This window comes from Pseudoselenomonas ruminantium, from assembly GCF_900104055.1.
In the GTDB taxonomy this organism is placed as follows: Bacteria; Bacillota; Negativicutes; order Selenomonadales; family Selenomonadaceae; genus Selenomonas_A; species Selenomonas_A ruminantium_C.
In genome coordinates this window covers 1-25231 of sequence record NZ_FNJQ01000039.1, presented here as the reverse complement: position 1 = coordinate 25231, position 25231 = coordinate 1, and the positions used below count along the sequence as shown (strand labels likewise).

The 25231-nt window shown below is 53.5% G+C and carries 21 protein-coding genes; 17 read left to right on the top strand and 4 right to left on the bottom strand.

Annotation, left to right across the window (positions count from 1 at the left end):
- Nucleotides 1-431 precede the first annotated feature (431 nt).
- Nucleotides 432-578 carry a PNPOx family protein gene (locus BLQ59_RS13445; protein ID WP_143005366.1) on the bottom strand — a complete coding sequence of 49 codons (147 nt, stop codon included), beginning with the start codon at nucleotides 576-578 and terminating at the stop codon, nucleotides 432-434.
- 78 nt (nucleotides 579-656) lie between these two features.
- Here BLQ59_RS13445 and smc point away from each other — a divergent pair, with 78 nt between their 5' ends.
- The 4 genes from smc (at nucleotide 657) to BLQ59_RS13425 (ending at nucleotide 6926) form a co-directional block, all read left to right on the top strand.
- Nucleotides 657-4202, top strand: coding sequence for a chromosome segregation protein SMC (gene smc / locus BLQ59_RS13440; RefSeq protein ID WP_074573361.1), 3546 nt, complete (start codon nucleotides 657-659; stop codon nucleotides 4200-4202).
- A gap of 11 nt (nucleotides 4203-4213) precedes the next feature.
- Nucleotides 4214-5125: a signal recognition particle-docking protein FtsY gene (gene ftsY / locus BLQ59_RS13435; protein ID WP_074573360.1), complete on the top strand. Its 912-nt coding sequence runs from the start codon at nucleotides 4214-4216 to the stop codon at nucleotides 5123-5125.
- Between the two features lie 137 nt (nucleotides 5126-5262).
- A complete protein-coding gene (locus BLQ59_RS13430) occupies nucleotides 5263-5742 on the top strand; it encodes an Lrp/AsnC family transcriptional regulator (protein WP_026761049.1) in 480 nt (159 codons plus the stop codon).
- An 11-nt stretch (nucleotides 5743-5753) separates the two neighbouring features.
- On the top strand, nucleotides 5754-6926 hold the full coding sequence (locus BLQ59_RS13425) for an aminotransferase class I/II-fold pyridoxal phosphate-dependent enzyme (RefSeq protein WP_074573362.1): 1173 nt from the start codon (nucleotides 5754-5756) through the stop codon (nucleotides 6924-6926).
- 55 nt (nucleotides 6927-6981) lie between these two features.
- Here the strand turns inward: BLQ59_RS13425 and bioB are convergent, their stop codons facing one another.
- Nucleotides 6982-7947: a biotin synthase BioB gene (gene bioB / locus BLQ59_RS13420; RefSeq protein ID WP_074573359.1), complete on the bottom strand. Its 966-nt coding sequence runs from the start codon at nucleotides 7945-7947 to the stop codon at nucleotides 6982-6984.
- 228 nt (nucleotides 7948-8175) lie between these two features.
- On the opposite strand from bioB, the gene trpE reads away from it, so the two are divergent.
- From trpE to BLQ59_RS13355, 13 genes are all read left to right on the top strand, one after another.
- Nucleotides 8176-9642 (top strand): anthranilate synthase component I, encoded by a 1467-nt coding sequence (trpE, locus tag BLQ59_RS13415; protein WP_074573358.1) that lies wholly within the window; start codon nucleotides 8176-8178, stop codon nucleotides 9640-9642.
- Entirely contained in the window at nucleotides 9639-10205 is a 567-nt protein-coding gene (locus tag BLQ59_RS13410) for an anthranilate synthase component II (RefSeq protein ID WP_074573357.1), read from the top strand. Before trpE ends, BLQ59_RS13410 begins: the two co-directional genes overlap by 4 nt.
- Nucleotides 10206-10356: 151 nt before the next feature.
- Entirely contained in the window at nucleotides 10357-11184 is an 828-nt protein-coding gene (gene ispH, locus BLQ59_RS13405; RefSeq protein WP_074573356.1) for a 4-hydroxy-3-methylbut-2-enyl diphosphate reductase, read from the top strand.
- Nucleotides 11185-11186: 2 nt separating this feature from the next.
- On the top strand, nucleotides 11187-12233 hold the full coding sequence (gene rpsA, locus BLQ59_RS13400; protein WP_256324685.1) for a 30S ribosomal protein S1: 1047 nt from the start codon (nucleotides 11187-11189) through the stop codon (nucleotides 12231-12233).
- A gap of 105 nt (nucleotides 12234-12338) precedes the next feature.
- Nucleotides 12339-13745 carry a DUF512 domain-containing protein gene (locus tag BLQ59_RS13395; RefSeq protein WP_074573354.1) on the top strand — a complete coding sequence of 469 codons (1407 nt, stop codon included), beginning with the start codon at nucleotides 12339-12341 and terminating at the stop codon, nucleotides 13743-13745.
- 19 nt (nucleotides 13746-13764) lie between these two features.
- On the top strand, nucleotides 13765-15096 hold the full coding sequence (gene der, locus BLQ59_RS13390; protein WP_074573353.1) for a ribosome biogenesis GTPase Der: 1332 nt from the start codon (nucleotides 13765-13767) through the stop codon (nucleotides 15094-15096).
- Nucleotides 15096-15692: a glycerol-3-phosphate 1-O-acyltransferase PlsY gene (gene plsY, locus BLQ59_RS13385; RefSeq protein ID WP_074573352.1), complete on the top strand. Its 597-nt coding sequence runs from the start codon at nucleotides 15096-15098 to the stop codon at nucleotides 15690-15692. Before der ends, plsY begins: the two co-directional genes overlap by 1 nt.
- Nucleotides 15693-15787: 95 nt before the next feature.
- Nucleotides 15788-16234, top strand: coding sequence for an ACT domain-containing protein (locus BLQ59_RS13380; protein ID WP_014424166.1), 447 nt, complete (start codon nucleotides 15788-15790; stop codon nucleotides 16232-16234).
- Between the two features lie 25 nt (nucleotides 16235-16259).
- Nucleotides 16260-17558 carry a homoserine dehydrogenase gene (locus BLQ59_RS13375; protein WP_074573351.1) on the top strand — a complete coding sequence of 433 codons (1299 nt, stop codon included), beginning with the start codon at nucleotides 16260-16262 and terminating at the stop codon, nucleotides 17556-17558.
- Between the two features lie 4 nt (nucleotides 17559-17562).
- Entirely contained in the window at nucleotides 17563-18495 is a 933-nt protein-coding gene (thrB, locus tag BLQ59_RS13370; RefSeq protein WP_074573350.1) for a homoserine kinase, read from the top strand.
- 4 nt (nucleotides 18496-18499) lie between these two features.
- Complete coding sequence (locus tag BLQ59_RS13365) at nucleotides 18500-19732, top strand: tRNA nucleotidyltransferase/poly(A) polymerase-related protein (RefSeq protein WP_074573349.1); 1233 nt, start codon at nucleotides 18500-18502, stop codon at nucleotides 19730-19732.
- A 6-nt stretch (nucleotides 19733-19738) separates the two neighbouring features.
- On the top strand, nucleotides 19739-21112 hold the full coding sequence (locus BLQ59_RS13360; protein WP_074573348.1) for an SGNH/GDSL hydrolase family protein: 1374 nt from the start codon (nucleotides 19739-19741) through the stop codon (nucleotides 21110-21112).
- A 67-nt stretch (nucleotides 21113-21179) separates the two neighbouring features.
- Nucleotides 21180-22607, top strand: a complete 1428-nt coding sequence (locus BLQ59_RS13355; protein ID WP_074573347.1) for an AsmA family protein — start codon at nucleotides 21180-21182, stop codon at nucleotides 22605-22607.
- A gap of 42 nt (nucleotides 22608-22649) precedes the next feature.
- Here the strand turns inward: BLQ59_RS13355 and BLQ59_RS13350 are convergent, their stop codons facing one another.
- Both BLQ59_RS13350 and BLQ59_RS16090 read right to left on the bottom strand, forming a co-directional pair.
- The gene (locus BLQ59_RS13350; protein WP_074573346.1) at nucleotides 22650-24281 is read right to left on the bottom strand and encodes a ShlB/FhaC/HecB family hemolysin secretion/activation protein; all 1632 of its coding nucleotides are present in this window, start codon (nucleotides 24279-24281) and stop codon (nucleotides 22650-22652) included.
- Nucleotides 24282-25231: hypothetical protein (locus BLQ59_RS16090; protein ID WP_176756816.1), on the bottom strand; the 950-nt coding region annotated here is incomplete at its 5' end.

Sequence of the window (25231 nt, the reverse complement as noted above, 5' to 3'; positions counted from 1 at the left end):
TCTTGGGGCGAACGGGGGCGTGCTTTTGCTGTGGGAGCGACAGTCTGAGCGCAGCGAAGACCGGCCCGACTCAGGTAATGCCTAGAAAGCACTCTGAAAGACGCGCCGTTGGCCTGCCCGGCGCATCCAGCTAAACAGCTCTAAATTTGCAGGGAGGGTCGTTTAGCGGAAACAGCAAAAGTACGCCCCCGTTCACCCCTGACTGCGTATGTGCGGGATTATTTTGGCACGAACTAACCGACAAACTGCAATTTACGCAAAAGCCCGCTGGCATTTTTGTCAGCGGGCTTTTCAGGTTAAGTTTTTTCCTAACCTTTTGGCTGTTTAGTTTACGCGTTCAAAATCTGAAGCCGGGTGTTTGCAGAGCGGGCAGATGAAGTCGGCAAATTTATCCACGTTTTTCCCGACTGGAAACCGAAGCGCTTGAATAGCTAAAAGTCCGCGTTCTGGCTGATGATGGAGGCAGTGAATTTTTTGCTGGCGGCAATTATATCGCGGGTATGGTTGAGTTTGTTGACCGCAATGGTTATCTGATTTGGCTCAGAGGTCACCTGTGTGACTTCGGATATATCTGCCATCTATTATACGCGGTTTCGCAATAGACGTAAATATGGTATGATATAGGGTATGTGTGAATCGTGAATGAGGTGTAGATTTTGCAGTTAAAACGCTTGGAGGCTTATGGCTTTAAGTCTTTTGCAGATAAGATAACCATAGATTTTGACCAGGGCATCACGGCAATCGTCGGCCCGAATGGCAGCGGCAAGAGCAATATCACCGATGCCATCCGCTGGGTGCTGGGTGAGCAGAATGTCCGTAACCTGCGTGGTACCAAGGCTGAGGATATCATCTTCACGGGTTCGGCCTCCCGCAAGGCGTTAGGCGTGGCGGAGGTTTCCCTGTTCTTTGCCAATGACGGCACACTGCCTGTGGATTTCCGGGAAGTGGTGGTGACGCGCCGGCTCTACCGCAATGGTGACAGTGAGTTCTATATCAACCGCTCCCGCTGCCGGCTGAAGGATATCTATAATCTCTTTGCCGATACCGGCATCGGCCATGACGGCATGAGCATCATCGGGCAGAACCGCATTGACGATATCCTAAACAGCCGTCCCGAGGACCGTCGTGCGTTCTTCGAGGAGACGGCAGGTATCACCAAGTACCGCAACCGCAAGCGGGAGTCGGTGCGCAAGCTTACCGATACGGAAAACAATCTCGTGCGAGTACAGGATATCATTCATGAGATTGAAAACCAGCTGGAACCGCTGTCCCGCCATGCGGAAAAGACGCGGATATACAATGGACTCAATGAGGAGTATCTGCACTGCAAGCTGGCCAAACTGTCCTTTGACTATAGGCAGGAAGCCGCGAAGCGGGCCGACAATGAAGCAAAACTGGCAAAGTTCCGGGATGAACTGCTTGCGGCCGATACCAATGTGCAGGCGCTGGCGGCCGAGAAGGAAAAACTGCACAAGAGCATCATCGACCTGGAACAGAAGATGCAGGCGCAGGCTGCCAAAAATGAGGCTCTGCGCCAGAAGATGGAAGAAGCTGCCCGGGAAATGGCCAAGCTGCAGGAGCGTCAGGATCAGAGCGATGACCTGCGCAGCCGGATCTTGGAACGCCGCAAAAACCTAAGCAGTGAGATTGCTCAGATGGTGGCGGAGATTGCAAAGCTGACAGCGGACCAGCATCAGCAGAAACAGGATCTGGCGCTGTTGGATGAACTCCTGACTAAGGAACAGGCCAAGCAGAAGAAATTCTCTCAAATGATCCGTGAGCAGGAACAGAGGGAGCGTGAATTAGAAGAGGCAAGGGCACAGCAGCTTGAAGCATGGAATGCCCGCAAGCAGGAATACGCGCTGGCCCAGCGGGACCTGGAAAACAGCGAAGGCGATCAGGAGAATCGGGAAGACGAACTCCATCAGGCCAAAGAAAAACTGGCGGATCTAGAGGATGCACAGGATATGCTGCAAAAGAAACTGCAGCAGACAGAGGCCGGACTTAAAGCCGATGAGGCGAAATGGCAGCAATCTGCGGCGGGCCGCAAACAGGCCGAAGCTGAACAGGCGCAGATCCTGCGGGAGCTGAACCAGAACAGCCAGCAGCTGCATACGGCGGAGAACAAACTGCAGTTTCTCACGCGCATGCAGCAGGCTTATGAGGGCTTTGGCAAGGCGGTCAAGGCTGTGCTGAAGTCACAGGAGAGCTGGCGCAGCGGCGTGGCTGGTGCCGTGGCCGAGCTTATCGACGTGCCCCGCGACTATGTGACGGCGATTGAAGTGGCCTTGGGCGGCAATCTGCAGAATGTGGTCACGCAGGATACGGATACGGCCAAGGCGGCAATCAATTTCCTCAAACGGGAACGACAGGGGCGCGTGACATTCCTGCCCTTGTCGACTTTGGTGGTGCGTCCGTCACAGAGCATCAAAGAAGGCAGGGGAGCTGGTGTTATCGGCTGGGCCAATACGCTGGTTCAGACGGAGGAACGCTATCAGAAGGCGATTGACTTCCTGCTGGCCCGCACCCTGGTGGTGGATACACTGGACAATGCTCTGCTGATTGCCCGCAAACACGAACAGCGCCTGCGCATCGTGACGCTGTCCGGCGAGCTCCTGAACCCTGGTGGCTCGCTCTCAGGCGGCAGTCGCCAGCATGCAGAGGCCAGCTTCCTGAACCGCAGCGGTGAAATCGAGGATCTGAAGGGCAAGATCACCTCGCTGCAGGCTGACAGCCAGAAACTCATAGCCCAGAGGGAAGAGAAAACGCAGCAGTTGCAGGCTTTGGAGCGTGATTTGCAACAGCTTCAGGAAAGCCTGCAGCGGCAGCGTATTTCCCGGGCGGAACTCGAAACCAATCTGCAGGCCGCTGACCAGAATCGAACGGAACAGCAGGCCAGAGTGGCAGAGATCGAAGAAGCACTGCAGACATTCCAGAAGAGCTTTGCCAAAATGCAGGAAAAGAAGGTCCTGGCCAAGCGGGCAGCGGCAGAAGCCGAAGGCCGTTATAATGAGTTGGACAAGGAACTGGAAAAGGCCCGGGAAAAACTCGAAGACCTCGTGCAGGATGCCGAGGATTTGCGCCGTTATATCAATGACCGGGAAATCAAGCGGGCTGCGTTGGAGCAGGAAATCCTGGGCAATACGCAGTTCCTGCAATTGCGGGCCAGATCCAAGAATGCCAGTGAGGAGGCTTTGAAGGCCAACGAGCAGGAAGAGCGCGACCTGGATGCCAGCCTGGTGGACAGCGTTGACCGTTTGAAGGTTTTGGACGCCCAGCAGCATAATTGGCAGGATCGTTACGATGAGGGACAGGAGCTCCATGACGATATCTACAAGGAACGCATGGACAAATTGGAAGCTTCGCAGGAAGCGGACAAGAAAGCCGCAGCAGCCTCCCAGCAACGCAACCGCCTGCAGGATGCTATCCAGAGTCATGAGATCACGCAGAACAAGCTGGACATGAAGCTTGAAGCTCTGCAGGAGACCATTCTCGCCGAATATGGCCTGACACCCGAGCGGGCGGCCAAGGAAGCCATGGAAGGGGAGCCAGCCGAAATCAAGGCCAATATGCAGCAGCTGGAACGCAAGCTCAAGGAATTGGGACCGGTCAACCCAAATGCGCTGGAAGAATATGAGGAACTCCTGAAGCGCCATGACTTCATGGAAAAGCAGGCAGGGGATCTCAATACGGCCAAGGAGGACCTGGAAAAGATCCTGGCCGATATGGACGAGGCCATGACCAGGCAGTTCAAGGAGGCCTTTGCCCAAATCCAGGTGTATTTCGGGGAAATCTTCGTGCGCCTGTTTGGCGGCGGCAAGGCCGAATTGCAGCTGACGGACAAGGATGATGTGCTCAATTCTGGCGTGGACATCCTCGTGACACTGCCACAGAAGAAGCGGCAGAACCTCTCGGCCCTGTCCGGCGGTGAGCGTGCGCTGACGGTTATCGCGCTGCTCTTTTCCTTCCTGCGCTATCGTCCGTCGCCGTTTTCGGTGCTCGACGAGATCGATGCGCCTTTGGACGAAGCCAATGTGGTGCGCTTCGGTTCCTTCCTCCGGGAATTTGCCGAGAACACCCAGTTTATTGTGGTCACCCATCGTAAGGGAACCATGGAAGCCGTGGACACCCTCTACGGCGTGACAATTGAAGATGCCGGCGTTTCGAAGATTTTGTCGGTGAAAATAGACGAAGTAGAATAAGGAGTTTGATTATGGGATTTTTTGACAAACTGAAAAAAGGCCTGAACAAGACCAGAGAAAATTTGACCAACAAGATTGAGAAGCTGGTCATCGGCTATGCCGATATCGATGAGGACTTCCTCGAAGAACTCGAAGAAACCTTGATCATGGCCGATGTGGGTGTGCAGACCACGGACAAGCTCATGACGGCCGTGCGCAAGGGCATCAAGAAAAAGGAAATCAATTCGCCCGAAGACCTCAAGCCCTTCCTGGCCAAGGAAATCGCCGAGATTCTCAATGCCGGCGAAGATACCACCCGTGTAGCCGAGAACGGCCCTACGGTGCTGCTGGTCATCGGCGTGAATGGCGCAGGCAAGACCACGACCATCGGCAAGCTGGCCTCCTATTACAAGGAACAGGGCAAGAGCGTCATGCTGGCGGCTGCCGATACTTTCCGCGCTGCTGCCATTGACCAGCTCGAAGTCTGGGCGCAGCGCAGCGGTGCGCAGCTCATCAAGCATGAGGAAGGTTCCGATCCCGCAGCCGTCGCCTATGATGCCGTCAAGGCCGCTGTGGCCCGCAATATTGACATGCTGATCATCGATACGGCCGGCCGCCTGCAGAACAAATCCAACCTCATGCAGGAGCTCGAGAAGATCAACCGCGTGATTGGCCGTGAAATCAAGGGTGCTCCTCATGAAACCCTGCTCGTGCTCGATGCTACCACGGGACAGAATGCCATCAGTCAGGCGGAACTCTTCACCAAGGCCGCACCAATTTCCGGTGTCGTGCTCACGAAACTTGACGGCACGGCCAAGGGCGGCGTGGTCATCGGCATCAAGAGCCAGCTGTCCATGCCGGTCAAATGGATTGGCGTCGGTGAGGGCGTGGAGGATCTGCGTCCGTTCGTGGCCGAAGACTTTGCCAAGGCCTTGTTTGCCTGAGCTCGGTAAACACAAACTTGTCCATTAGTGGCAATTATGCTATAATCTACGAGTGTGTAAATGTGTTAAGTCCTCGTCCCGTGCAGGACGAGGATTTCTTGTATGAACCTCTGCAAAGAGCTGAAAGGGGATATAGTATGCGTGAACTGTTGGAACTCTTGGAACATGATGCCCGCCGTCCGGTAGGAGAGCTGGCCGCCATGCTCAAGCGCAGTGAATACGAAGTAGAGAAGAATATCAAGGACCTGGAGAAGAACAAGATCATCCTTTCCTACAATACCTTGATCAACTGGGAAAAATTCGGTGATGATACGGTAACCGCCATCATCGAGATCAATCTGACGCCTCAGCGGGAAGTGGGCTTTGATGCTATTGCCGAGCGCATCTATCGTTTTGACGAAGTGCGCACGGTTTACCTCATGAGCGGCAGCTTCGACCTGCTCGTTATCATCGAAGGCAAGTCCCTGAACGATGTGGCCAACTTCGTAGCTACCCGCCTGGCTACCATCGAAGGCGTAACGGCTACCCGCAGCCATTTCATGCTCAAACCCTATAAAAAAGACGGCGTCATCATCAATGATGAGGAACGTGACCGCAGATTGGTGGTGTCCCCCTGATGGCAGACAAGATGAATTGGGAGCAGCTCCTGTCGCCGGCCGTTAACGCCATTGCGCCGTCCGGCATCCGCAAGTTCTTTGATATCGCTGCCCAGATGGACGATGTGATTTCGCTGGGCGTAGGTGAACCGGACTTTGTAACACCCTGGTCCATCCGCGAAAGCTGCGTCTATGGCCTCGAACAGGGCTACACTTCCTATACCGCCAACCGCGGTATGCCGGAACTGCGGCAGGAAATCGTGAACCTCTATCAGCGCCGCTACAACACTGCATACGATGCCAATACCGAAGTACTGGTGACGGTTGGCGTCAGCGAAGCGCTCGATATCGCCATGCGCGCCATTCTGGCTCCTGGCGATGAGGTGCTGATTCCCGAGCCCTGTTATGTATCCTATCAGGCTTGTACGATCTTAGCGGGTGGCGTGCCCGTGGCTGTACCGGCCAAGATTGAGAACGAATTCCGCATCACGCCGGAAGAGCTCGAAGAACATGTCACGGACAAAACCAAGGTGCTCCTGATTGGCTATCCGAACAATCCAACTGGTGCCATCATGACGCGCAAGGATCTGGAGGCCGTGGCTGATTTTGCCGAGAAACATGACCTGATTGTCATTTCCGATGAAATCTACGGCGATCTGACCTATGGCGGCGAGGAACACGTCTGCTTCTCGTCCCTGCCGCGCATGAAGGACCGGACCATCCTGCTCAACGGCTTCTCCAAGGCCTATGCCATGACGGGCTGGCGTATCGGCTATGCTCTGGGCAATCCCATGGTCATCGCCGCCATGACCAAGATTCATCAGTACACCATGCTCTGTGCGCCAATCACAGCTCAGGTTGCCGCTGTGGAAGCTCTGCGCCATGGTGAGAAATACATGAAGAAGATGGTGGCCGAATACGACCGCCGCCGCCGTCTGATTTATGACGGGCTGACCAAGATGGGCCTCGAATGCTTCGAGCCGAAAGGCGCATTCTACATCTTCCCATCCATCAAATCCACGGGCTATACCTCCGACGAGTTTGCCGAAAAACTCTTGACCACGGAACACGTGGCCCTGGTACCTGGCAGTGCCTTCGGCCAGTGCGGTGAGGGCCATGTCCGCTGCTCCTATGCAACGGCTATCGACAAGATTTCCGAAGCGCTCAACCGCATCGAGAACTTTCTCAAGAATCATCGCAAATAAAATACAGCCGCGTCAAAAGTCATGCAGCTTTTGACGCGGCTTTTTGCATGAAGTCTTATCTATTGCTGAGTCCTAACTTGGTCAGCATGGCCAGGTCTTCTTTGATGGTGGTGCCGGAGGTGGTCAGCATATTGCCGGTGATGGAGGCGGAGGCGCCATGCAGGAAAGTTGTGGCGCCGTTTTCCGGCAACAGCTTGCGCCCTGCGGCCAGCCGGATATTGGCTTCGGGATTGATATAGCGGAAGAAGGCAATGGTGCGCAGGATATCTTCCGGAGCAAGGCGGGGCTGGTTTTCCAGCCCCGTTCCCTTTATGGGCATCAGGGCATTGATGGGGATGGACATGATATGAAGCTCGGCCAGGCTTATGGCCATATCCAGCCGGTCTTCCCAGGTCTCGCCCATGCCGATGATGCCGCCGGAGCAGACACAGAAGCCTTCTTCCTGGGCAATCTTGATGGTCCGGATGCGGTCATCATAGGTATGGGAGGTGCAGATTTGTGGGAAGAAGCGGCGGGAGGTCTCGATATTGTGATGATAGCTCGTGACTCCGGCGGCTCTCAGGCGGCGGAATTGTTCACGGCTGATGAGGCCATGGGAGGCGCAGAGGTCAATCGTTAGCGTGTCCCGCATCTTTTCGTAAGCCGCAATGGCCTGATCGAATTCCTTGCCGACTAGGGCACGGCCGGAGGTGACAATGGCAAAGCGATTGACGCCGGCCTGCTGGTTTTCCCAAGCGTTGGCGAGGATTTCCTCCTGCGGCAGGAATGGGTATTCGTCGATGCCGGTATGATGACAGGCGGCTTGGGCACAGTATCTGCAGTTCTCGCTGCAGCGGCCACTGCGGCCGTTGATGATGGTGCAGAGGTCCACATGGCTGCCGCAGAAATGTTTCTGCAGGATTCCGGCCCCGGCCGATAATTCCTCCAGTGGTTCCTGCAGGAAGAATTGCAGATTATCCTGACGTGTCAGACGGTAACCGCCGATGATTTTTTCTGCCAGAGCAAGAGAAGCTGTTTTCATGGTATCAAGTCCTTTGTTTATGATTGTGGTAAAAATGATTTATTGTTCTGTATTAAAGATAAGGTTAAAGAAAAGAAAAGTCAACATTAAATTTTTAATTGGTTAACTAAAGGAGTGGAAAAACTTAGTTTGTGGACAGAATGTTACAATATAGTGTACTTTTCTTGACATAAAGCTGCTGAAATGATAATCTCTCAGTATATGAGTGTTATCGAAGGAGGCTTTACCGTGAAGTTTTTTCCCGAGTTCAGTGATATAGAAAAATTGAAAGTGACTGGTCAGTTTGATATTGCGCCGGTGAGCTGTGAAATCCTGGCAGATTTCATCACGCCTATGGAGGCGCTGCGAATCCTGAAGAATGTCAGTGACCATTGCTATCTGCTGGAATCAGCTCAGGCCAGTGATAAGTGGGGGCGGTATACGTTTTTAGGTTTTGAACCGCGCATGGAGGTGACCTGCCTCAATGGGGAATTCAAGGCAGGGGAACGTACGGTGCAGACGGCAGATCCTGCGGCAGAAATCCGCAGGATACTGGCTGGCTTCCGCAGTCCGCGCCTGCCGGAATTGCCGCCCTTCACCGGCGGGCTGGTGGGGTATTTTGCCTATGATTTCATCGGCTATAGCGAGCCCAAGGCCAAGGTGAAGGTAGAGGACACGGAAAACTTCCGGGATGTCGATCTCATGCTCTTTGACAAGGTCATTGCCTTCGATAATGTGCGACAGAAGATCGTGCTGATGGTCAATATGTTCCTGAACGACGGGGAGGCAGGTTATCAGCAGGCTGTGGCAGAACTGCACCGGATGGTGAAATTGCTGCGCAGCGGGGCTAAGGGCGAGAATGTGAACGGCAAGCTTTTGGGAGAGGTGCAGCCACTGTTCTCGCAGGCAGAATTCTGTGCTATGGTGGAGAAAGCCAAACATCATATCCACGAGGGCGATATCTTCCAGATCGTGCTCTCCAACCGTCTGGCAGCACCGTTCGAAGGAAGCCTGCTCAATACCTACCGGGTGCTGAGAACCATCAATCCTTCGCCCTATATGTTCTATTTCTCGGGGCTGGATGTGGAAGTGGCCGGGGCTTCGCCGGAAACGCTGGTCAAGCTCGAAGATGGCGTCCTGCATACCTTCCCACTGGCGGGTACCCGTCCTCGGGGAAGGACGGCGGCAGAGGATATCGCGCTGGAGCAGGAACTGCTGGCGGATGAAAAGGAACTGGCGGAACACAATATGCTCGTGGACCTGGGACGCAACGATCTGGGCAAGATCAGCGAATTCGGTTCTGTGGAAGTGGAGAAGCTCCATTCCATCGAGCGCTACTCCCATGTGATGCATATTGGCTCCACGGTGCGCGGCAGGATTCGCGCGGATAAGGATGCGTTGGATGCCGTTGCGGCGGTGCTGCCGGCAGGGACGCTTTCCGGGGCGCCGAAGATCCGTGCCTGTCAGCTGATCGGTGAGCTCGAGGGCAACAAGCGGGGCATTTATGGCGGGGCTATCGGTTACATCGATTTTACCGGCAATATGGATACCTGCATTGCCATCCGCATCGCTTACAAGAAAAACGGACAGGTCTTTGTACGCAGCGGGGCAGGCATCGTAGCTGACTCGAATCCGGAGAAGGAATATCAGGAATGCATCAACAAGGCCAAAGCGGTGGTGCGCTCGTTGGAATATGCGGAGGATGATGAATTATGATTTTGCTGGTGGATAATTACGATAGCTTCTCTTACAATCTATATCAGCTGATCGGCAGCATCAATCCGGATATCAAGGTAATCCGCAATGACGAACTGTCCGTAGCGGAAATAGAGGCATTGCAGCCGGATAGGATCATCCTTTCACCGGGACCGGGGCGCCCGGAGGATGCCGGCAACATCATGGAGATTGCTGCGGTGCTGGGGAAAAAGATTCCGACCTTGGGCGTATGCCTGGGACATCAGGCCATCTGTGCAGCTTTTGGCGGTGTGGTGACATACGCCAAGCAGCTGATGCATGGCAAGCAGTCAGCCGTGCAGTTCACGGAGGATTGCCCGTTGTTTGCCGGCTGTCCCCAGAACATGCTGGTGGCCCGTTACCACTCATTAGCGGCTGAGGCAGATAATCTGCCGGATTGCCTGCAGGTAACCGCGCAGACCGCGGATGGAGAGGTCATGGCGGTGCAGCATCGCGACTATCCGATCTATGGCGTACAGTTTCATCCGGAATCCATCATGACTCCGGCGGGGAAGACCATGTTGGAGAATTTTATCCGGTTGTAAGTGATTGTAAAAAAATACAATGGTAAACAGGAAATTTGTCAAAAAATTTCTTGCCAAACCCCATCGTACTATGCTATTATGTATGTTAGATTGTGAAAACGGGCTAAAAGTATACCGTTTAGGCATAATTTACAATAATGGTGGTTGATGTATGGAAGTCATTTTAGCAGATTATCTTGGCTTTTGTTATGGCGTGAAGCGCGCCGTAAACATTGCGCAGGAAAATGCTTCCGCTGATGGCACCGCTTCTACCCTGGGGCCAATCATCCATAATCCACAGGTGGTGGACCGACTCAAAGCGCAAGGCGTAGGGACGGTGGATGATTTAGAGGAAATGGACCGTGGAACTGTGATTATCCGTTCCCATGGTGTAGGGCCGGATGTCTATGCGAAGGCGGAAGAACGTGGCCTTAATCTGGTGGATGCAACGTGTCCCCATGTGAAGAAAGCGCAATTGTCAGCTAAGCAGCTGATTGATGATGGCTGCACGGTGGTCATTATCGGTGAGAAGAAGCACCCGGAAGTGCGCAGTATCTTCGAGTGGTCTTATGGCAAGGCAACGATAATCGAGACAGAAGAAGAGGCGGATGCCTTGGATTCCTGTGCGAAATTAGGGATTGTTTGTCAGACAACATTTTCCGGGGAGAAATTCAAGGATATTGTTGTACATTTGCTGGAAAAATCCCGGGATGTCCATATACAACGAACCATATGCACGGCAACGGATCAGCGGCAGCGGGCGGCCTTAGACCTCGCAGCCAAGGTCGATATGATGCTGGTGGTTGGCGGTAAGAATAGCGCCAATACTTCAAGGCTTTCCCAAATTTGTGCAGAAAAATGCTTAACTTACCATATCGAAACTGCAGATGAATTGCAGGATGAGTGGTTTGATAAAATTGAAAAAATTGGTATTACAGCGGGCGCATCCACGCCTGACTGGATTATCAAGGAGGTATATAAAAAGTGTCAGAACAGATGAATATGGAAGAACTCTTGGCAGAGGCCGAAAATGCAATGCCGAATATCGAAGAACGTACGGTTGTTACGGGCGAAGTTATTCAGGTTTCCCGCGATGAGGCTTATGTCGATATCGGATACAAGCAGGAAATTGCTATTCCGAAGCGCGAGCTGGCTTACCCGGCTCCGGAATCCGCTGAGGATGTAGTAAAAGTTGGCGACAAGATCGACGTTTACATCGTTTCCCTGGGTGGCGACAACGGCGGCATCCTTTCCAAGGTTAAGGCTGACCGCATGGTTGCCTGGAAGGAAATGGAAGCTGTTATGGAACGCGGCGAAACGGTTCAGGCTACCATCAACCAGGTAGTCAAGGGCGGTCTCGTAGCATCCGTAAACGGCCTGCGCGGCTTTATCCCGGCTTCCCAGATGGAACTGCACTTCGTGAAGGATCTGTCTGTATACGCTGGCCAGACGGTAGAATGCGAAATCATCGAAATCGATGTGCATAAGCAGCGTCTCGTTCTGTCCCGCCGCAAGCTCCTCGAAGCTGTTCGCGCTGAGAAGGAAGACGAAGTATTCTCCACGCTGCAGCCGGATACGATCGTTCGTGGTACGGTTAAGCGTATCGTGGACTACGGTGCATTCATCGATATCGGCGGCGTAGATGGTCTGGCTCATATCTCCGACCTGGCTTGGAACCGCGTGAAGCATCCGTCTGATGTTCTGGAAGTTGGCCAGGAACTGGATGTATACGTGAAGAGCATCGATCAGGAAGCTAAGCGCATCTCCCTGTCCGTAAAAGACACCATGCGTGATCCCTGGCTCGACAATGCTGAAAAGTACGCTGAAGGCGACATCATCGAAGGCAAGATCATCAAGCTGACGGACTTCGGTGCATTCATGGAAATCGAACCGGGCTTCGATGGCCTGATTCCGATGGGCGAGCTGGCTGAAAAGCGCATCGAACGTGCTGATGAAGCTGTTCATGTTGGCGATGAAGTCAAAGTTAAGGTTCTGCGCATCGACACGAAGCGTAAACGCATTTCGCTGTCCATCACGAAGGCTAACTAATTCGCCTTATTAGATAACAGAATACCTACAGGGGAGTGATGTTTTCCATCACTCCTTTGTTTTAGTGATTGATGGTATAGGACTGAATGAAAGAGATATAGATATATGAGTAAGGAATATGCTGGGATTATCTCCAGGGTAAACGAGGGGAGTCTGGCAGAAGAACTGGAGCTTGTGCCCGGCGATAAGATCGTCGCCATCAACGACCAGCCCCTGCGGGATATCATTGATCTGAGCTTTGCCATGGCCGATGAAGAGATTGACTTGACCATAGAGCATGCCGATGGCGAGCGCGAAATCATCTCCTTTGATAAGGACTTTGATGAAGAGTTAGGCGTGGAGTTTGAGTCGGCCGTGTTTGACGGTATCCGCAACTGCGCCAATAACTGCTATTTCTGCTTCGTCAATATGATTGCCCCCAATATGCGCGGCAGCCTGTCCATCAAAGATGATGACTACCGCCTGTCCTTCCTCTATGGCAATTTTGTGACCATGACCAATATGGGGCCGGCGGATTTCAAGCGCATTGAGCAGTTCCATCTGTCGCCTCTCTATGTGTCGGTGCAGTGCATGAACCCGGAACTGCGGGCCGAAATGCTGCGCTGTAAAGGTGCGGCCCGGATTGCTGAGCAGCTCGATAATCTGGAAAATGCCGGTGCCGACTATCATACGCAGATCGTGCTCTGTGCTGGGCTCAACGATGGGGAGGAGCTGGAACGTTCCATCCGCGAGATTGCGGCCCGCCGTCCCCATGCCCTGTCCATGGCTATCGTGCCCGTGGGCATCACCAAATACCGCACCGATCCGTTCCCCTTGAAACAGTTTGATAAGGAGGGGGCTGCTCAGGTTATCGATATGGTGGAGAAATGGCAGAAGAAGTTCCAGCAGGAAGAGGGACGCACGTTCCTCTATCTGGGGGATGAATTCTATTTCCTGGCCGGCCGAGAGGTGCCGCCAACGAATTTCTATGACGGCTTTCCGCAGCTCGATAATGGCATCGGCCTGACGCGCAGTTTTATCAATGACTGGGAATTGACCGGTCAAAATGCTGACCAGTCAAATGGTTACGATGAACCGTTCATTATTGATGTGGTGACCGGTACAGCTGTGGCGCCGGTGTTAGAGCAGCTGGCCAAATCTTTGACGGTCAAAAATCTGCAGGTACGCATCGTGCCGGTGGAGAACAGGCACTTCGGTTCGACTGTCAATGTGTCCGGACTGCTGACGGCTAAGGATATATTAGACACGCTGGCTGATATGCCCGATGCCGGAGCGCGTCAGGCATTGATTATTCCGGAACCGGCGCTCAGGGCCGGGGAGGATATCTTCCTGGACGATATGACTTTGCAGGAATTTGCGGCTCATTTCCCGGATATCCGTGTGGAGCCGGTGCAGGGGGGCGCGGACTACTATCGTGCGCTGACGGACTGGAGCCATTACCATAAGAACCGTCAAAGTGAGACTGCCTATACCTGGCAGAGCAATGCAGGCTATACGAAGCCTGTGGAGTAAAATAGAAAGAAGGTAAACAATGAGCAAACCTATCGTTGCCATCGTCGGACGTCCGAATGTGGGCAAGTCCACGCTGTTCAACCAGATTGGCAAGAAACGCGTTTCCATCGTTGACGATATGCCGGGCGTAACCCGGGACCGAATCTATCTGGATGCCGAATGGCTGAACCATGAGTTCACGATGATCGATACCGGCGGTATCGAATTCGATGAAAGCAACCATATCCTGAAATCCATGCGCAGCCAGGCGGAAATCGCCATGGAAGAGGCGGACGTTATCCTCTTTTTGGTGGACGGACGTGCTGGCCTGACCACCTCCGATGAGGAAGTCGCCAAAATCCTGCGCAATACCAAAAAGCCCGTTATCCTGGGCGTCAACAAGATTGACAGTCCCCAGCTGGAAATGAACATCTATGAGTTCTATAATCTGGGACTGGGCGATCCGATTCCTCTGTCTGCGACGAACGTCATGAACCTGGGCGACCTGCTGGATGCCATCGTGGCGGCTTTCCCCGAGGAAGTTCTCGAGGAAAAGGACGAGGATGAGATCAGCATCGCTGTAATCGGCCGTCCGAATGTGGGCAAGTCCTCGTTGGTCAACCAACTGCTGGGCGAAGAGCGCGTGATCGTCAGCGATGTGGCGGGCACCACCCGTGATGCCATCGATACGCATTTTGTCAAGGACGATATGAAGTTTATGCTGATCGACACAGCCGGTATGCGCCGACGCGGCAAGATTGACGAGCCTGTGGAGCGCTACAGTGTCATGCGTTCCCTGCGTGCTATCGATAGAGCTGATGTTGTCCTCATGGTTATCAATGCTTTTGAAGGCATCACCGAGCAGGACAAGAAGATTGCCGGTTATGCCCATGAATCTGGCAAGGGCGTGGTCATCGTGGTCAACAAATGGGATATTTTCCCGGACAAGGATGACAAGTCAACCCTGCGCTTCACCGAAGACCTGCGCGAGGAAATCGGCTTCCTGCAGTATGCGCCGGTGCTCTATGCTTCGGCCTTGACCGGTCAGCGTGTCGGCCGCGTGACGGAACTCGTGAAGTACGTAGCCGAACAGCAGTCCATGCGCATCAAGACCAGCGTCCTCAACGAGCTCATCCGCGATGCGGTTTCCATCAACCCGCCGCCGATGCACCGTGGCCGCCGCCTGAAGATCCTCTTCATGACGCAGGCTGACATCAAGCCGCCCAAGTTCATCATCTTCGTCAACGATCCGGAACTCATGCACTTCTCCTATCTGCGGTTTATCGAAAACCGCCTGCGGGAAATGTACGGCTTTGAAGGCACGCCAATCCGCCTGATTGTCCGTGCCCGTGATGAGGAGGAGGATTATTGATGGAAGATATGCTGATTGCAGGTATCCTTTCTTATATCCTCGGCTCCATTCCCAACGGCCTCTGGCTCGGTAAGGCCATCTGGCATACGGACCTGCGGGAGCATGGCAGTCATAATATCGGTGCAACCAATGCCTGGCGCACGCTGGGCAAGACCGCCGGTACCTGCATCTTCCTGCTGGATTTTGCCAAAGGCGCTTTGAGCGTTTATCTGGGCTCTTTGCTTGTGGGAACGCCGCTCTTTATGATTGTCTGCGGCATCCTGGCCATTGTGGGGCATTCCTGCTCCCTGTTCCTGAAGTTCAAGGGGGGCAAGGGCGTAGCCACGGGGCTCGGCGTCATGGTGATGCTGATGCCCCTGCCGGCACTGATCGTGTTCCTGCTTTGGCTGGCTATTGTCAAGGTAACCGGTTATGTATCCTTGGGTTCCATTGTGGCTGCCGCCTGTGTACCGGTATTGGCCTGGCTGCAGGGGTATTCCTTGGAATTCATCTTGTTTGGTGTTCTGGCGGCAGTGTTTATCATTGTCCGTCACCATAGCAACATTGGCCGTCTGATGAATGGCACAGAAAGCAAAATCCAAGCGGCAAAACGCTGACGAGTGGACAAAAGTAAAAAATACAGTGACAATGTATACAAAGTATGTTATACTATCTTTTGTCAGTAGAAAATTATCCATTGGAGGCGTAATACATGAACGAACAGAAAAGCGGTTTTTTCCTCGTCCGTGAAGAGATCCTTCCGGAGGCTATTAAGAAAACCATCAAAGTAAAAGAAATGCTTAAACGCGGCGATGCTCGTACCATCAATGAAGCAGTGGAGAAAATGGAACTGTCCCGCAGTGCCTATTACAAGTACAAGGATTATGTTTTCCCCTTCTATGAAGCCAGCCAGAACAAGATTGTCACGCTGACGTTCCTGCTTGAACACAAGAAGGGCGTTCTTTCCAGCGTACTCAACACGATTTCCCAGGATTCCGGCAGCGTCATGACCATCAATCAGGGCATTCCCCTGCAGGGCGTGGCTAACGCTACCGTATCCATTGAGACCATGAACCTCAGCGTAGATCTCGAAGCTCTGCTTGACAAGCTGCGCATGGTAGATGGTGTCAAACGTTTGGAAGTTCTTGGTCAGGCTTAATTGAATAGAAGAAGGGGTGTACCGTATGCAGAAAGTGATTAAGATTGGTGTGCTCGGAGCCGGAACCGTAGGTTCTGGAGTGGTTAAGGTGCTGGAGATGAACCGGCCGCAGATTACCGAGCGCGTGGGAGCAAGACTAGAGGTTAAGCAGGTCTTAGTGCGGGACTGCAGTAAGGTGCGCCCTTTTTTAGAAGGCATCAAGGTAACGGATAAGATTGAGGATATCCTGCAGGATGAGGAAATCCAGATTGTCGTAGAACTCATGGGCGGGCTCAAGCCGGCCAAGGAATATATGTTGCGCGCAATGGACGCGGGCAAGAGTGTCGTAACGGCCAATAAGGACGTCGTGGCCCAGTTCGGCAAAGAAATGTTTGCCAAGGCCGAGGAAAAGAATGTGGACTTCCTCTTTGAAGCCAGCGTCGGCGGTGGCATTCCTATCATCACGCCGCTCAAGCAGTGCCTGACCGCCAACAAAGTCACGGAAATCATGGGCATTGTCAACGGTACGACCAACTATATGCTGACCAAGATGACGGAATGCGGCAGCGATTATGACAGCGTGCTCAAGGAAGCACAGGAAAAGGGTTATGCCGAAGCCAATCCGTCGGCTGATGTGGATGGCCTCGATGCGGCACGCAAGGCTGCAATCCTGGCGTCCTTGGCCTTCAATACTCGCGTGGAACTCAAAGACGTGTCCGTGGAGGGTATCACGAAGATCACTCCGGATGATATCGAATATGCGAAAAATCTGGGCTATGTGATTAAACTGCTGGCTGTGGGCAAGGATAATAAGGACTATGGTGTGGATGTACGGGTGCACCCGGTCTTCCTGCCGAAAGATCATCCGCTGGCCTCGGTCAACGGCGTGTTCAATGCCATCTTCGTGCGTGGCAATGCCATCGGCGATGCCATGTTCTATGGTCAGGGCGCAGGTTCCCTGCCGACGGCTTCGGCAGTCGTGGCCGATATCATCGATGTATCGCGTGATATCCTGCACGAGAACTTTGGCCGGGTACGCTGCACCTGCTATGAGGATAAGCCCATCTGCCCCATCGAGAAAACGAAGTCTTCCTATTACGTGCGCCTGCTCGTGGACGATAAGCCCGGCGTACTGGGCTATGTGGCCACGGCTTTTGGCAATGCTGGCGTAAGCCTGGAGTCGGTTATTCAGACGCACCGCAACATCGTGGACCATGCAGAAATCGTCGCCATTTCCCATCGTGTGGAACATGCGCAGATTGAAGCGGCGCTGGCAGCCTTGAAGGCTCTGCCGGTGGTGGATGAGATTCGCAGTGTCATTCGCGTTGAACAGGAACGGGGGTAAGTCATTGGATAGTCGCAGCATCTGGGTGAGAGTCCCGGGAACAAGTGCCAACTGCGGTCCGGGCTTTGATTCTATCGGCCTGGCCTGCACGGTCTACAATGACTTGCAGTTGAGATTGACGGAAGAACCGGGCTGCAAGATTACCATCAGTGGTGCCGGTGCCGAAAATATTCCCTGTGACGAGCGTAATATTGTCTGGCAGTCGGTGCAGTATATCTTGAAGAAAGCCCATATGGAGGATACCTATAAGGGGGCGGTCATCCATATGGAAAACAATGTGCCCCTGTCCCGTGGCCTGGGCAGCAGTGCCACGGCTATCGTGGCAGGCCTTAAGGGCGCAAATGCGCTTTTGAATAACCGCTTTACCCGCAAGGAACTGCTGCAGTTCGCTACGGCCATTGAAGGCCATCCGGACAATGTAGCGCCGGCCATCTATGGCGGCTTCACCGTCAGCACCACGACGCGCGGGGATGTGGAATGTTTTACCTTGATTCCCAAGATGCGGCTCAAGCTTGTGGTCGCCGTGCCGGATTTCCCGCTGTCCACGAAAAAGGCCCGGGAAGTCTTGCCCAAGGAAGTATCCATGAAGGATGCCATCAACAATATCGGCCGGGCAGCAATGATGACGGCGGCACTTTGCAAGGGGAATGAGAAATTCCTGCGCAATGTGTTTGAAGATGCCCTGCATCAACCTTATCGTGCATCCCTGATTCCGGGCATGTATGAGGTATTTGACGCAGCAAAGAAAGCCGGCGCCTTGGGCGCCAGCCTCAGCGGTGCCGGTCCGTGCCTCATAGCCTATTGCCTCCAGCGCCGCCATGTGGAAGAAGCGGTGGGGCAGGCCATGAAGGAAACATTTGCCCAGCATGGCGTCAAGGCGGATATCCTGATCATGGATCTCGATACCCGCGGGGCACATATTATTAATGATAGATAGGATTATGAAAGAAATAGAATTTGTAACTACAGTCCGCGCCGCAGGCGCCCGCGTGTTTATCGTGGGCGGCTGGGTGCGGGATTTTTTGCGTCAGGTGCCTGCGCATGACAAGGACTATATGGTGGCAGGGATTGACGAGGAAACTTTCCAACACTGTTTTCCCCATGCGCCGCGGGTGGGCAAGGCCTTTCCCGTGTATCTGGTCGATATTGACGGCCAGCATGCGGAGGTGGCTTTTGCCCGCAAGGAGGAAAAGCAGGGCGAGGGCTACCGGGGCTTTGTCGTGGAATATGGCCGGGAGGTAACGCTCGAAGAGGATCTGTACCGCCGGGATACCACCATCAACAGTTTGGCCATGGAACTGCCGGGCGGGGAAATCTTTGACCTGTATGGCGGTAAAAAAGATATCGAGCAGGGCATTATCCGGCCCGTGTCCCATCACTTTGCCGAAGATCCTGTGCGGGCACTAAGGGCGGCGCGGCAGGCGGCAGAATTTGGCTTTAGCTTATCGGCGGAAGCCAGGGCGGCCATGACGGCCTGCCGGGAGGAACTGGCCAAGGAACCAACGGAGCGGCTGTTGCAGGAACTCAAGCGGGCCTTGCTGACGGAGAAGCCATCGGTCTTTTTCCGTGCCCTGCAGGAGACGAATCTCCTGCAAGTGACGTTCCCGGAGCTGGCAGCACTTATCGGCAAGACGCAGCCAGCGGCCTTCCATCCCGAAGGTGATGCTTTCGAGCATACTATGCTGGTGGTGGACACGGTGGCGGCAGAAACGGATGATTTGCTGGCCCGGTTTGCTGGTCTTGTCCATGATCTGGGTAAAGGGCTCACACCTGCGGAAATGCTGCCGCATCATTATGGACATGAGGTGCGGGGCGTAGATGTGCTGCATAGCTGGAACCGGCGCATGACGCTGCCAAAGCGCTGGGTGCAGGCGGGGAAGTTTGTCATCCGCGAGCATATGCGGGCGGCAAGGCTTACGAAGCCCGGCAAGATTGTGGAACTATTACTCAAAGTGGCAGCAGTTCCTTTATCCGTAGAGGGATTTCAGGCAATCATCCGGGCTGATCATCATAGTCTGCCGGACTATTTGGAGGAAGCGCCGGCTATTATCACCGCGCTTTTGCAGGTGGATGGCTGTCAGGCGCCGAAAACACTGAAAGGTCCGGAAATCGGCAGCTGGGTACGGAATCAGCAGATAAAGGTTTTCCGTAACTATAGATATAAGGAGATTTAAACTGTTATGACCTGGTGGCGTCAGAAACGAACTTATATATTGATCATTGCCCTGACTCTTTGTGTTATCGGCGGAGCTATGGGGGGCATCCTGTTTTATCAGGCGCAGAAATCGCATCAGGTGGGGACGGATAATAAGCTGCTGGCCACCACCGAACACACGCCGGTGTCCTATTCGCCGATACTTGAATGGGAAAAGGATACCGATGCCGTTTTCTACGAGGTAGAGTTCTTTGCCTCGGTGCCGTTCTTTTTGGATGCCAACAGCGAATCGACTTCGGCCATCTACCGCACGCGGCGGGTGTATCAGAACCGTTACAATCCGCCCCTGCAGGAGTTTGCAGCTGATTACTTAGGCAAGCGCCCACTCTATTGGCGGGTGCGTTCCATGGATTTTGATGGCAATCCCATGACACCGTTCAGCAAGCCGGCGGCGTTATGGACAAGTCCCGATATCCCACCGATGAATGCGCCGGAAATCGTAACAGATTATTCGGGCGAGCGAGGCACAGCTCTTTTGTATCCGGTCTATCATTGGGTACAGCAGTACAATGCCAAGAGTTATGAAGTAGCGCTCTATCACGAGAATCCCGAGGTCAATACCAAGGTGCAGCCGTTTGCGACATTGTTTGTGGACATGTCGGAAATCTATGATCCGGAACCGCGGCCGTTGGTCAATGGCTTTTATTGGCGGGTGCTGTCCTTTGATAAGGATGGCAATACCATAGGCAATTGGTCAAAGGTGCAGTATTATAAGGTTTCTCCGCGCGATAATTGGGAAGTAGGGGTGCTCGGCGACAGCATCAGCCACGGTGGCGGCCGCTTTTCTTTCGGGCCGGCGGATTTCGAGTTCAGCTATTTGAAGTATCTGGATTTTTCCACCGTGAATTTATCGCAGAGCGGTGATACGGCGCAGATGACGCGGGACCGCTTTGACAAGGATGTCCTGCCGTTCCATCCGCATTATCTGCTGATCATGACGGGGAGCAACAGCCTGCGGGCCGGCGAGAATCCGCAAGTGGTCATTGACTGTTTGAAGACTATTCAGCGCAAATGCTTGGAGAATAATATCGCCCCGATATTCCTGACCTTACCACCGGTGAATCCCGACAATATCCAGCATATCTTCAAGGAGCCGACAGCGCCGGATTATCAGGAACGCTTTGCGGTGGTCAATGCCTATATCCGCAGCCAGGTCTATATCGATACCGCTGCGGCCTTTGACTGCCCGGACGGCCTGCTGCCCACGAAATATGCCCTCGACGGCCTGCATCCCGATGTAATCGGCAAGAAGCTGATGGGTGAGAGAATCAACAGCGAATGGCCCAAGGCCAAGGCCAAGGCCGACAAACTGCTGATAAACTATCAGACCGAAGAATAAAAGCCTTCCCCTAGAGGGGAAGGTGCTCCGTAAGGGGCGGATGAGATGGAGTAAAGGGAGGTGCTTTATGTTGTCATGGTTTCGTACTCACTGGCAAAGGGCCCTGCTTATATCCATAGCGGCAATTTTCCTCGCCATCTTCCTCGTTCTCGAAGTTTTCAGCCGTGGCGCTGCGGCCATTTTCAATCAGGCGATGACGGAGCAGGATATGCTCAAGGGAACCATCACTGCCGAAAAGATCGTGGCTCATATCACTGGTGATGTGAATTTCACCAATCTGGAATGGCGTGATCCGGAGGGGAGATTGATCCTGCGGGTACCCGAGGGGCATTTCCATGCGCGCCCCTGGGACGTGGTGACGGGACATCTCAAATCCACGACCATTCAGGAACTAACCTTGAAAGATGCGGAGGTATCCGTGCATCTGGCTGACGATATGACCGTGGACTTCGTGCGTGGCTCCCGGGATATGAAGGAGGTCAAGGAGGAGGAAGAGGACTGGCAGAAGAAAGTCAGCCTAGTGGGCAAAAGTGAGGAAGAGCGCAGGAGAATCGGTGAATTCCGCAGGAAAAAGCGGGCCGAGAAGATGGCTAAGCAATGGAAGAACTTTGACCGGGCTGGCAGGAAGATCCGCATGGAACTGAAGTTCGAGAACTGCCGGCTGGAAGTATTCCACAAGGCGCGGCATTATCTTTTGTCCCGGGTGAACCTGTCCGCTGATATCAATACGGATAAAATCATGACGATTGATGCCAGAACGGGCAGTTTCGGCGGGACTATGATCGGCAGCAATGTGAATCTGAAGGGCAAGGTCGATTTTGCCAGCGCTGAAGTTCCCGTGGGGGATCTGCAGCTGAGTTTCGTGGATGTTGATCCGTCATCGCTGGATCTGGGTATCAACATCCATGACAAGATGACCATGGACAGCCATTTGACCGGGCCACTTAATGACATCAGCGGCGAAGGCGAGCTGAAGATGGCGGAATTGCATATTCCAGGCCTGTACTTCAAGGATGTACAGGGAAAAATCTATTATGACGGGGCGAAACTGAAATTTGATGATGTGACGGCCAGCGTTTATGGCGGTCAGCTGGAAGCGGATGGAGTCTATGATCTGGACACCCGCTATTATAATATCCATGGCAGGGGCAAGGGCCTGCAGGCAGCGCAGGCTTTGCCCCAAGGGCACCTTTATTGCGATGTAGATGTGGAGATGGATCTGGCTTCCAAGGGCACGAGCCGGGAAACGGCAGCTTCCGGCAGTTTTATCTCCGGACCGGGACGTTATCGGATCATGCCGTTCAAGCGTATCAGCGGTAAATTCAATCAGGCCTATCATGATTTGCAGTTCTATGATGTGGCCATAGAATTTGCCGGTTTCACCGTGGGCACGGATGCTTTGCAGATCAAAGACAAAAAATTAACCTTGGCGCCCATCAGCTTGCTGGATGCCAGTGGCAATAATATCACCACTATTGATGTGGGCAGAAAATAAAAAAAGAGGCCGCAGCCTCTTTTTTTATTTGTCACTATGGTGTTACCACGTCTTACCAGCCATAAACCAGATGCGCTGTTTGCTATGAGCATCTTTACTGGGATTATCCGGCAGGCCGATGCGTCTGGCGTAGTCCAGACGGGCAAAGTATCGGCTTGGGTGCTGCCAGGTCAAGCCAACGCCCCAGCCCTGCAGGGTTTCCCCACCCCGCTGGCTGTCTTTGGAAAGACGTACATGGCCCAAATCGTAATAGGTGCGCAGCATGACACCCCTAAGCGGCGTACGGTAATGCAGTTCCACCGTGCTCAGATAGCCTTCATCGCCGGCAGCTTCGCCGGAAGGATAAGCCCGGACACCTCTGGCGCCGCCCAGATAAATCTGTTCGGAACTGTCAAGGTTTTTGCTGGCCTTCTGTCCCTGGAATTTCACCAACAGGTCGCAGCTATGGCCGAGCTTTTGGAGGGCGGCCAGATCCAGCACGCCCTTGGTGAAGTGCCCAAGCGTGCCGGCTGCTTTGCCCATACGATGTCCCCAGTCAGAATCAGCGGATACATTGCCGGTATAGACGGTGAGCTGCTTATGGATGGCTAAGCCTTTGCCGTTGCGGACAACGCCGTCGAGGCCGATATGGAAAGCATGGCTGTGCTTGTCAACCCGGATTCCGACTGTTCGCATTTCGTCTGTGATATCCCGATAGTCAAAGCCGTAGTTCACAGCCAGACTGCTGCGAGCGGCACGCCAGATTGGGGTGGTGCCGAATAGGCTCGTGGTGTTCGCGATGCCGCGGGCGCCAAAATCGGCCAGATTGCTGCCCAGTTCGTAATCCATGCGGCTGTGGCGGATGCCGATATTGGTACCGCTGTGTCCGGTCATCATATCCCAGCCTACGTTGTAGTTATGCAGGTGGTTGTTGGAGATAAGGCCGCCTACGGTCAGCCGCCCGCTCGTATCGCCCAGTCCCATGAAGCCTGCCTGTACACCATAACGGTAGCGGCCGGAGGAGCGGGAGCCGTAGTTGTCGGAATAGAGCGTGACGGTTTGCCGTCTGCCGGGGCGCATATGCACAATCAAATTACTGGTGCCTTCCTGGCTGCCAGGTTCCAAGGTGCCGCGGGCATTCACACCGTACATTTCATTGACGTTGAAGAGGCGGGTTTCCAACGAGCGTTCTTCGATGACGTCGCCGGGTTTCAGCCCCGCAATCAGGCCTTTGGCGCGATGTTCGGCACCCTTGGATGCTTCGTTGTCAATCTTGATCTGACCGTAACGTCCCAGAGCCATGCGTACGCGCAACACCCCGCCTTTGGCCTTTTGTTCCGGGACATAGGCGTATGCGGCCGGATAGCCGTGATGGCGGGCATAGAACGCCAGTTCGGACAGGACATTTTCCAAATCCCTGACGTTGATTTCATGTCCCACGGCCTTATTGGCAATGGCAGTAAGCTTCTTGTCGGAAAAATGGGTTTCCGGCTGTTCCACGATGATTTTTTTGAGGGTGAAACGCAGTTCCTTTTTCTTGTTGTTCTGAGTGCCGGGTAATTGATTTTCAATCCGGGGCGCGGGTTTGGGTGCCTGGTTCAGGTCACTGCCCGGCTGTGGAACAGCCGGGGCTGCCTGAACGAGAGCGCCTGTACTGCATGCTAAAAGTGAAATTGCGATAACGGATTTCTTCATTTATTTGGCCGCCTTTCCTGATTCGTCTCCATCGCTGAAGTCACCTACATTGATGGTTTCTGTTTCTACTTCGCCGGATTTTTGGGAGGAAATATCTACGCCGTCGTTACCATCTTCATGCAATGCCTTGGCCAAAGCCTCTTCATCAACTTTGATGGCCTGTTTGTCGTTGGTCGTGTCAATGGCGGTATTGCCAGCACCGTCTTTGAGCTGGTTATTGCCATCGGGATCGTCGCCATCAGTGCCGGAAGTATCGGTGGTATGGATATCACCGGTGATGTTGTTGTAGTTGTCGATAGCCTTGTTGGTGTCTTCCTGAGGATCGATGTTAGGATCAGGAGAATTAACATCGGTTATAGTGCTGGTCTTGTTTTCCACAGGTGTGATTATATAGTTATCGGTGGTAACGGTCTTTCCGTCGGCGGTCGTTATGACACCCGTATTGGTGATTTTCACGATCTTGTTGCCGATGCCAACCTCCGGTTTGTCATATTCAACTTCCACGCCGTCGATCTTTTCGCCATTGACCAGGCCGGTGGCCGTGTAGTAAGGCTTTTTTCCTTCTACAGTGGTCGTGCCATCGTATCTCTTGGCGACCTGTTTCGCGGTCAAAGTCAGTTCAGCCTGTTTTATTTCACTGTAATTATTAGGCTTGTATGTGATGTTGTAGTTTTGGGTGGTGTCTTCGCCCTGTTTGTTGAGAATAGTAGCATATTTGGTGAAATCAACGGTTCTATATTCACCCTTGGACTTGTCATTGACATTGGCATTATCGTAAGCAACCGTGGGGTCAACACTGATGTATTCGTCATTGACAAGGGCAGTATGAGTATAGGTATTGTCACCGATAACGTCCTTTGTGCCGTCGTAGGTCTTGGAGGCCTCGTTAGCGGTAAAGGTCAGGTTGGCCTGTTTTATTTCACTTTGCTCATTAGGCTTGTATGTGATGT